9 protein-coding genes are annotated in these 8,144 nt (G+C 38.6%); 6 read left to right on the top strand and 3 right to left on the bottom strand.

Annotation, left to right across the window (positions count from 1 at the left end; translation table 11 throughout):
* Nucleotides 1–265: 265 nt before the first annotated feature.
* Complete coding sequence (locus tag EA341_RS04085; protein ID WP_293011568.1) at nucleotides 266–1,102, bottom strand: alpha/beta hydrolase; 837 nt, start codon at nucleotides 1,100–1,102, stop codon at nucleotides 266–268.
* A gap of 150 nt (nucleotides 1,103–1,252) precedes the next feature.
* A complete protein-coding gene (locus tag EA341_RS04090; RefSeq protein WP_293011570.1) occupies nucleotides 1,253–2,092 on the bottom strand; it encodes a 1,4-dihydroxy-2-naphthoyl-CoA synthase in 840 nt (279 codons plus the stop codon).
* Between the two features lie 81 nt (nucleotides 2,093–2,173).
* Between EA341_RS04090 and EA341_RS04095 the strand changes: the two genes are divergently transcribed.
* From EA341_RS04095 to EA341_RS04110, 4 genes are all read left to right on the top strand, one after another.
* Nucleotides 2,174–3,262, top strand: coding sequence for an AMP-binding protein (locus tag EA341_RS04095; protein ID WP_293011572.1), 1,089 nt, complete (start codon nucleotides 2,174–2,176; stop codon nucleotides 3,260–3,262).
* 94 nt (nucleotides 3,263–3,356) lie between these two features.
* The gene (locus tag EA341_RS04100; RefSeq protein ID WP_293011574.1) at nucleotides 3,357–3,779 is read left to right on the top strand and encodes a DUF2141 domain-containing protein; all 423 of its coding nucleotides are present in this window, start codon (nucleotides 3,357–3,359) and stop codon (nucleotides 3,777–3,779) included.
* Between the two features lie 26 nt (nucleotides 3,780–3,805).
* Entirely contained in the window at nucleotides 3,806–4,993 is a 1,188-nt protein-coding gene (locus tag EA341_RS04105) for an ATP-grasp domain-containing protein (protein WP_293011576.1), read from the top strand.
* Between the two features lie 112 nt (nucleotides 4,994–5,105).
* Complete coding sequence (locus EA341_RS04110) at nucleotides 5,106–5,864, top strand: hypothetical protein (protein ID WP_293011577.1); 759 nt, start codon at nucleotides 5,106–5,108, stop codon at nucleotides 5,862–5,864.
* On the opposite strand, the gene EA341_RS04115 is transcribed toward EA341_RS04110, so the two are convergent.
* Nucleotides 5,857–6,306 (bottom strand): hypothetical protein, encoded by a 450-nt coding sequence (locus EA341_RS04115; RefSeq protein ID WP_293011578.1) that lies wholly within the window; start codon nucleotides 6,304–6,306, stop codon nucleotides 5,857–5,859. The genes EA341_RS04110 and EA341_RS04115 overlap by 8 nt on opposite strands.
* Before the next feature lie 143 nt (nucleotides 6,307–6,449).
* Between EA341_RS04115 and rluF the strand changes: the two genes are divergently transcribed.
* Entirely contained in the window at nucleotides 6,450–7,184 is a 735-nt protein-coding gene (gene rluF, locus EA341_RS04120) for a 23S rRNA pseudouridine(2604) synthase RluF (protein WP_293011579.1), read from the top strand.
* Between the two features lie 110 nt (nucleotides 7,185–7,294).
* Nucleotides 7,295–7,963: an OmpA family protein gene (locus tag EA341_RS04125; protein WP_293011580.1), complete on the top strand. Its 669-nt coding sequence runs from the start codon at nucleotides 7,295–7,297 to the stop codon at nucleotides 7,961–7,963.
* Nucleotides 7,964–8,144 lie beyond the last annotated feature (181 nt).

The raw sequence follows: 8,144 nt of genomic DNA on the forward strand, positions 1-8,144 counted from the left end.
ATACCGATAGTCAACGAACATCCTTACCCCTTATCCTCTGTACCTCAGATGGCAAGTGAAGAAAAGGGTAAGAAAAAGCCCTTTTTCAAAAGAAGAGGAAGGTAAGACATCGTATAATGCTTTAGGAGAGGTTGGCGCTTTTTGATACGAAGTCAATAAGTACTGACCTCTTTTTTATTCTTTATGATCAAATCATGAATTCCTATCAGCGAAAATATCTCTTTGAGGAGGCTGTAGTTCCTCACGAGGAAACATAACAATATTTTTATATCCTTTCCTTTATCCAATCCAAAATATCCTTCATTATTAGCTCCTTTTCAATTTCATTGATAAGCTCATGGTAGAGTTCGGGATACCTATGAAAAGTCTTATCCTCGGATGTAATATTTCGAAAAAATTCTTCAGTTCCCTTAGGGTTGGTAAGTTCGTCGGAAGTACCATGAAGAAGAAGTACTGGCCAATGGAATATATTTGACCGGGATTTAATAAAATGAATCATCCGCAGAATTTGGTAGGCTGTTCTTGCAGGAATAGCATCAGAATAAACCAGAGGATCCTCATTGTAATTCTTCACCACTTCCTTATCCCTGGAAATCTTATTCGAATCCAGTTTTAAGACTTTCAATTTAGGTAATATAAAACTTAAGATCCCAGATAGCTTGATCAATAAATCCGAGACATTCTCATCAGGCTTCAGAGCTGGAGCAGATAAAATAACCCCAGCCGCCTGACTTTCATATTCAAGCATATAGGAAGCCACCAAAGCTCCTCCCATACTGTGCCCAAAAATAAAAGCAGGAACAGAAGGGAAATAGTTTTGCACTTTTTCAAAAAGTGCATGTATATCCTTTAAGTAGTCCAAATAATCATTGAAATAAGCCGTAGGTTTTGGTAAAGAAGATTTCCCATGTCCCCTTCCATCAAAAGTGAAAACAGCAATATTTTCCTTCACAAGAAGGTCTGCTAAATGGGAGTACCTTTTACTGTGCTCTACTAGCCCATGCACAATTAGAATAGAGGCTTTAGCTTGTTCGGGCATCCATGCCTGAAGGAAAAGTTTTCTCCCATCATGTGCGATGTATTCTGTTTCCAAGTGTGACATAAAATTGGGTTAAAAATGTGAAACCTGTTGAGAAACTAAATTAAACTTTATTACTGAATAGTCTTGGTCAAGTTGGTATTTATACTTGAATTATTAAAAATAAAAGGCGGATCACTAGATACATCCACCCTTTAATTTACTTGAATTAAATTATGGTATCCATTTGATATTCTTAAAGTTAGGCTTTCGCTTCTCAAGGAAAGCATTCCTACCTTCCTGAGCCTCCTCAGTCATGTAAGCCAAACGGGTAGCCTCCCCTGCGAACACTTGTTGTCCTACCATGCCGTCATCTGTCAGATTCATGGCAAATTTTAACATTTTGATTGAGGTTGGAGATTTAGCAAGGATTTCCTGGGCCCATTCATAGGCTGTATCTTCCAGTTCATCATGGGGAATCACGGCATTGACCATTCCCATATCTGCAGCCTCTTGGGCTGAATAATTCCTACCCAAAAAGAATATTTCCCTAGCCTTTTTCTGTCCAACCATTTTGGCCAAATAAGCAGAACCATAGCCTCCATCAAAGCTCGTGACATCAGCATCGGTCTGCTTGAAAATGGCATGCTCTTTACTCGCCAATGTCAAATCACATACCACGTGCAAACTATGCCCTCCCCCTACTGCCCAACCGGGAACAACTGCTATGACTACCTTGGGCATAAACCTGATCAGTCTTTGAACTTCCAGAATATTCAGTCTATGCATGCCATCTTCACCTACATATCCCTGATGCCCTCTGGCTTTCTGATCTCCTCCTGAACAAAAAGAGTAAACCCCATCTTTGGGAGAAGGCCCCTCCGCCGAAAGCAAGATCACCCCTATGGAAGTATCCTCTTGCGCATCATAAAAGGCATCATATAACTCGCTCGTGGTTTTTGGGCGAAAAGCATTTCTAACTTCAGGTCTATTGAAAGCAATTCTGGCTACACCATCACATTTTTGGTATGTGATATCTTGGTATTCCTTTGCAGTTTTCCAGTTGATTGTCATGATTTATTATTTTTAATTTTTCCTGCAAGATAACAGGCTTCAATTAAATTTGTTGAATTTTGAAGACATAGTAAAGTAAGCATGGCTAATTTCATTCTGGATAAAAGAACATACACTTCTGACCAAATCAAAAATGGTGAATGGAAAGAAAGTGACCTGTATTTCCATCAGGCATTTACATTCTGTCAGTCTTGGCTTAATGGTCAGGATACTTTTGAAGTAGCAACTTCAGGCTCTACCGGAAAGCCCAAAAATATTCACATCAAGAGAACGCAAATGCAAGCTTCAGCGGCTGCTACCAAAGCCTACTTTGGAATTGACCATGATTCAAAAATTCTCTGCTGCCTCAATACCTGGATGATTTCCGGGAAAATGATGCTCGTCAGGGCAATGGAATGGGATGTAGATGTGTTTTTGGTAAAAGCCAGTGCAAACCCATTGGAAGAAACTGATCTACCAAGTACATTGGATTTTGTGGCCATGGTTCCACTACAAGTCCAAAGTATTTTTAATAATCCCAGCAGTCTGGCCAAGCTCAAACAAATCAAAACCCTGATTATTGGAGGTGCGCCAAGTAATCCTAATCTGGTCAATTCACTAAAAAAACATCAAATCAATGCTTACCAAACATTTGGTATGACCGAGACTGTTTCTCATGTCGCCTTGGCCTCTCTGATTCAGGATGAATTGGTATATGATGCCTTACCAGGGGTGACTATTGGTGCTGATACAGATGGTAGGCTCTGGATCCAAGGCCCCATGTCTGACAACCAAAAAATACAGACGAATGATATTGTTGATATATTGAACGGTAGTCAATTCAAATGGCTGGGCCGGGCAGACTTTGTCATCAATTCAGGTGGCGTAAAAGTTTTTCCTGAAATCATAGAGGAAAAAATTCAAGGTACCATTTTTGAACATTTCGGTTCTATACCCTATTTTATCTATGGATTGCCTGACGAAAGGTTAAATCAAAAGGTAGTTTTGGTGCTTGAAAAGACACCACCTGAAAATTACTCGTTTGATGTACTCATTGAATCATTGAAAAAACATGTTAACAGGTTTCATTTACCAAAAGACATTTTTTTCTTGGAAAAATTTGAGTTTACCGATTCCGGAAAAATCAACAGGATAGCAACTGCGGAATTGATTTCAGGTACTGAGCGTTAAGTATTAATATACAGCTTCACCTCTATTTGATAAAGCTTGAAAACAGCATAAGTAAGCTAAGAAAAACTAACTTTTGAAAATAAATTAGAAACGAATGAAATATCTCCTCATTGTATTGGCTGCTATTTTCCTATATGATTTTGAACAAAGGTCAACAGACCTTACACTTGAAGTGACAAATGTCAAAGATGAAAGCGGTGTGATCAGGGTATTACTTTTTAAAGGCGAAAGTGGTTTCCCAGGTGATGTGGGTAAAGCTTTCCGTAATGCATCAGTTCCTATAAAAGGCAACAAAGCGACGATCGTCTTCAAAGATTTGCCTGAAGGTGAGTATGCCTTGTCTGTTTTTCATGACAGCCTGAATACAGGAAAACTCAGAACGAATGCAATGGGAATACCAAGGGATGGTTATGGTTTTTCCAACAATGCCTCAGGTACATTTGGCCCCCCTAAATACAAAGATGCCTCTTTTAAAGTAACCACTGATCAAAATCAGGTTAGCATTAAACTCCGCTAGTCGTAATTTGGCCAAAATTTTAAAATATGATTTTATTAGATCACCCATACACTTCAGACTTTCTGAAGGATACCATTATCCAATTTCAAATTCCGGTAGTAGCAACCTCTCAGGCGAAGGAAATACTGGGAAATGTGGACGCTAATTGGTTGTCAGAAGAAGATGCTGCTGAACGCATTAAAAATAATCCTGAAACCAAGGTTTATACCAATTCTGAAAACTCCATTGCCTGGATCGAAAAGCATACCCAAGGCACTGGATTACCCGAAAAAATTGCCCTTTTCAAGAATAAATACAGATTCCGTAAACTGATTCAAGAAGCTTATCCAGATTATTTTTTCAGAAAAGCTCAGCTTGAAGAATTAGAAAACCTAGACATCACTGATTTTCAGTTCCCCTTTATCATCAAACCGATAGTCGGATTCTTCAGTATTGGTGTATATAGCGTCAATAAAGTGTCCGATTGGCCATTGGTAGTGTCCAAAATAAAATCAGAAATCAATAAGACAAAAGAATTATACCCTATTGAAGTAGTGGACAATACTGAATTCATATTGGAGGCTTACCTCACTGGGGAAGAGTATGCATTCGATTGCTATTTTGATGATAATGGAAAGCCTGTACTACTCAATGTACTCCACCATGTATTCAAAACATCTGAAGATGTCAGCGACAGACTTTATAGCAGTTCAGAAGAAATACTGCGAACCATGGAAGCGCCAATCATGGAGTTTTTGGACCTGATCGGCTCAAAAGTAAACCTGAAGAATTTTCCATTGCATATAGAATACAGGATGAATGAAAATGGGAAATTATACCCTATTGAGGTTAACCCTATGCGTTTTGGTGGATGGTGTACAACAGCAGACCTGACTTGGTTTTCTTACGGAATCAATTCTTACCTCCATTTTTTCAATTCCCTAAAACCGGATTGGAACCAAATTTTCTCCAGCCGTAAAAACAAAAAATACAGCCTTATCCTTTTGGATAATCAATCAGGGATTCCATTTGAGCAGATTGCTTATTTTGACTTTGAGCAGCTTGCTGCAGACTTCGAGAACCCATTACATGTCCGAAAAGTGAACATGGAAAAATATGGAGTTTTCGGATTTCTATTTACTGAAACTAGCAAGGGAAACGAGGCCGAGCTAAATGCTATTCTTCATTCCAACCTCAAGAAATACCTAAAGCTTATCCCTGAATCCATGGCGTAAATACTATAGTTAACATTTGAATGGTATAAATACCAGTACATATCCTTCAATAAACAGGGAATAGAACTATTTTTGCACTGTCCCTAAGGATAAACCAAAACCCAAATTTGAGATGCATTTGAAAACGGAAGATTTGTCAAGATTAGAAATTGAATATGATTCAGGCGTGATCCCCCCACCCTACAGCCATATTTATAAATTGAAAATTGGTTTTGGTAAAAACTTTTTAGACACCAACCTTGAGCTTTACTATACTGACAGAGAAGAGTTGAGTGATGAGGAAATATTTGATGAAGGCTTTAGCCTGAATGATGATTATCAGTTTCAAGGTGAAATTCCGAAAGTCTGGGAACAGCCTTTGAAAACGCTGTACGCAAAATCAAAATGGTCAAATAACAAATTGGATGGTGAAGGCGGCATCAGTATTCTTGCAAAAGATATTCATGGTAAAATCAGCAGGACTATTCCTCTTAACCAAAGTGATTGGCAGTTTTTCGCTCAGGATTATATCCAATCCATCTATGAGTTGAATAAAAAGGAAGCCCCTTTGACAGTGAATTATTTGATCCAAAAGCCTGAACAAACCATTGATATCAGCATCACAGTCAAATTCTCTATCAGAAAAGTAGAGGTGGTTGTAAATGGAAAAAGTAAGGATATGGAATGGGAAAAGGCAAAAGAACTGCTTGGTTTCGTATTTTTACCCGATTATGATTATGATCAGGCCAGGGAACAAAAGCCCAATCAATCTGGTGAATATATTGATTGCGGAGATGGTTTTTGGCACAACATGCAAAAAGGAGTCTTCAATATTGATGACTCCTTTGATGCCGTTTCTAGAATCAAGTCCGGTTTTCGAAAACTTACCTGACAGCGGGAGATTCATTTTTGTAGAAATCCCTTACAAATGCCAAAAGCTGGTTTTCGGTGAGTTTATCGCTTTTCTGAACGGACAGCCATTTGTTGTCAAATGACTTGATTTCCCTTAACCTGTTTCTGATTTGTTCTTTTGCTGTGCCTGGCCCAAAAATCAGGATATCTTCAAAAGGCTGTAGCTTGGCTTCCAGAATTTTAAAATACTCCTTCAGTTCATTCTGGCTGATGTTATGCTTCCTGTGTTCATTGTTGGAGGTATGGTTGTTATTTGTCGTAAAACGAGTGCTGTCATTCCCCTCTCCCTCTTGTCTTTTCATAGCCTCTACCGGGGATTCCACCGTCTCCAGTAAAGTAGCATTTCCATCTTCGTAGCCTATCAACATTGCTTTATTATGGTCTATCCAGAGACCTATTTGTTTGATGCTGTTTTCGCTCATGTGTTTTGGGTTATTGTTTTGATTGTATTTTGATCCTCGTTCAGAAAATTAAAATACTGTTTTTTAGATTATCTTCCGAGTACTGATAAGTTTAATTTCTTCCGAAAAGACTTTACTTTGCAGGTTCATTTTATAATCGGCATATGAGTGAATCCAGCGGTACACGAATCAACAAGTTCCTAAGCGAAGTAGGGTTTTGTTCGCGTAGAGAAGCCGACAGGCTGATAGAAAAAGGAGTGGTAACCATCAATGGAAAAGTACCTGAAATGGGCACCAAGATACAAGAAGGTGATGAAGTGCGGGTAAATGGAAAACTGATCACTGAACCCAAGGAAGACCATGTTTACATTGCTTTCAACAAGCCCGTAGGGATAGTGTGTACAACGGATGTCAAAGCTGAAAAAGATAATATCATAGATTACATCAAGCATCCCAAGCGTATTTTCCATATTGGGCGCTTAGATAAACCCAGCGAAGGTCTTATACTGCTGACAAGCGATGGAGATATTGTCAATAAAATCCTCAGGGCAAAGAACAATCACGAGAAAGAATATATTGTTAGCGTAGATAAACCAATCAATCCGGAATTTATTAAAAAAATGAGTGATGGGGTTCCCATATTGGGCACTATTACCCAGAAATGTGAGGTCAAACAAATCAACCGTTTCAAGTTTAACATTATCCTGACCCAAGGTCTGAATAGGCAAATCCGTAGAATGTGCGATTACCTTGGCTACAAAGTAACCAAACTCAAAAGGGTGCGCATCATGAATATCCATCTGGATGTGCCTGTGGGCAATTGGAGAGACCTTACCAAAAAAGAGATGGAAGAAATCAACCATTTGGTGGCGGACTCTTCCAAGACCTTTGAGGATTGAGAATATATATTATAACGAATTTTTTAATATTTTTTTTTCTCTGGCATGAAGTTGGAAAATGTATCAGTAGGCTGAGCAGATTACATCAGGCCAAATCAAATTCTAAAGACATGAAAACTATAATGTTTAAATCGGGCATATTTGCCCAATTCTTAGTTGTAATATTCTTAATGAGCTGTTCAAGCTGGAACAACACCCAAAAAGGCGCAACAATAGGTGCAGGTTCAGGTGCTGCAATCGGAGGCCTTTTCGGATCCAAAAAAGGTAAAACTGCTGAAGGTGCAGTAATAGGAGGAGTCATTGGGGGTGCCGTCGGTGCAGGTATCGGTGTCTATATGGACAAGCAAGCTGAGAAATTGGAAAAAGAGCTGAAAGATGCTGAAATCGAAAGAGTAGGTGAATCTATTCGCGTCACTTTTGATTCAGGAATCATGTTTGGTTTCGATAACCATGCGCTTACTCCAGAAGTCCAGGAAACCATCATGAAGTTTGCCAGTGTCCTGAATGAATATCCGGATACCAATATCACCATACAGGGTCATACAGACAATAAAGGCTCCCATAAATATAACCTCGATCTTTCTAAAAGAAGAGCCGAATCGGTCAATAATTACCTGAAAATGCAACAGGTAAGTGGGGATAGAATGATGACTTATGGTTTTTCCTTTGACAGACCAATAGCAGAAAACACAACAGAGGAAGGCCGTGCAAAAAACAGAAGGGTAGAAATCCTTATCACTGCAAATGAAGACCTGATCGAAAAGACAGAAAAAGGTTAAAACAATAGTTTTATACAATCTTTGACAAGAGACTACCCCGATATGGGGTAGTCTCTTTTTTTATCATTAAAATCAATGAAAGTCAATCAATGCTCATCTGGCTTAGATTGAATCAATGGATTGATTTCTAGTAGATTTCATATTAGCTTTAATAATTAACTTGTTTTTTATTTTTTACATC

The organism is Mongoliibacter sp. (genome assembly GCF_007692705.1).
GTDB lineage: Bacteria > Bacteroidota > Bacteroidia > Cytophagales > Cyclobacteriaceae > Mongoliibacter.

Excerpts from the sequence above, each read along its gene's own strand:
- EA341_RS04085 (WP_293011568.1), bottom strand. The coding sequence starts at position 1,102 with ATGTCACACTTGGAAACAGAATACATCGCACATGATGGGAGAAAACTT.
- EA341_RS04090 (WP_293011570.1), bottom strand. The coding sequence starts at position 2,092 with ATGACAATCAACTGGAAAACTGCAAAGGAATACCAAGATATCACATAC.
- EA341_RS04095 (WP_293011572.1), top strand. The coding sequence starts at position 2,174 with ATGGCTAATTTCATTCTGGATAAAAGAACATACACTTCTGACCAAATC.
- EA341_RS04100 (WP_293011574.1), top strand. The coding sequence starts at position 3,357 with ATGAAATATCTCCTCATTGTATTGGCTGCTATTTTCCTATATGATTTT.
- EA341_RS04105 (WP_293011576.1), top strand. The coding sequence starts at position 3,806 with ATGATTTTATTAGATCACCCATACACTTCAGACTTTCTGAAGGATACC.
- EA341_RS04110 (WP_293011577.1), top strand. The coding sequence starts at position 5,106 with ATGCATTTGAAAACGGAAGATTTGTCAAGATTAGAAATTGAATATGAT.
- EA341_RS04115 (WP_293011578.1), bottom strand. The coding sequence starts at position 6,306 with ATGAGCGAAAACAGCATCAAACAAATAGGTCTCTGGATAGACCATAAT.
- rluF (WP_293011579.1), top strand. The coding sequence starts at position 6,450 with ATGAGTGAATCCAGCGGTACACGAATCAACAAGTTCCTAAGCGAAGTA.
- EA341_RS04125 (WP_293011580.1), top strand. The coding sequence starts at position 7,295 with ATGAAAACTATAATGTTTAAATCGGGCATATTTGCCCAATTCTTAGTT.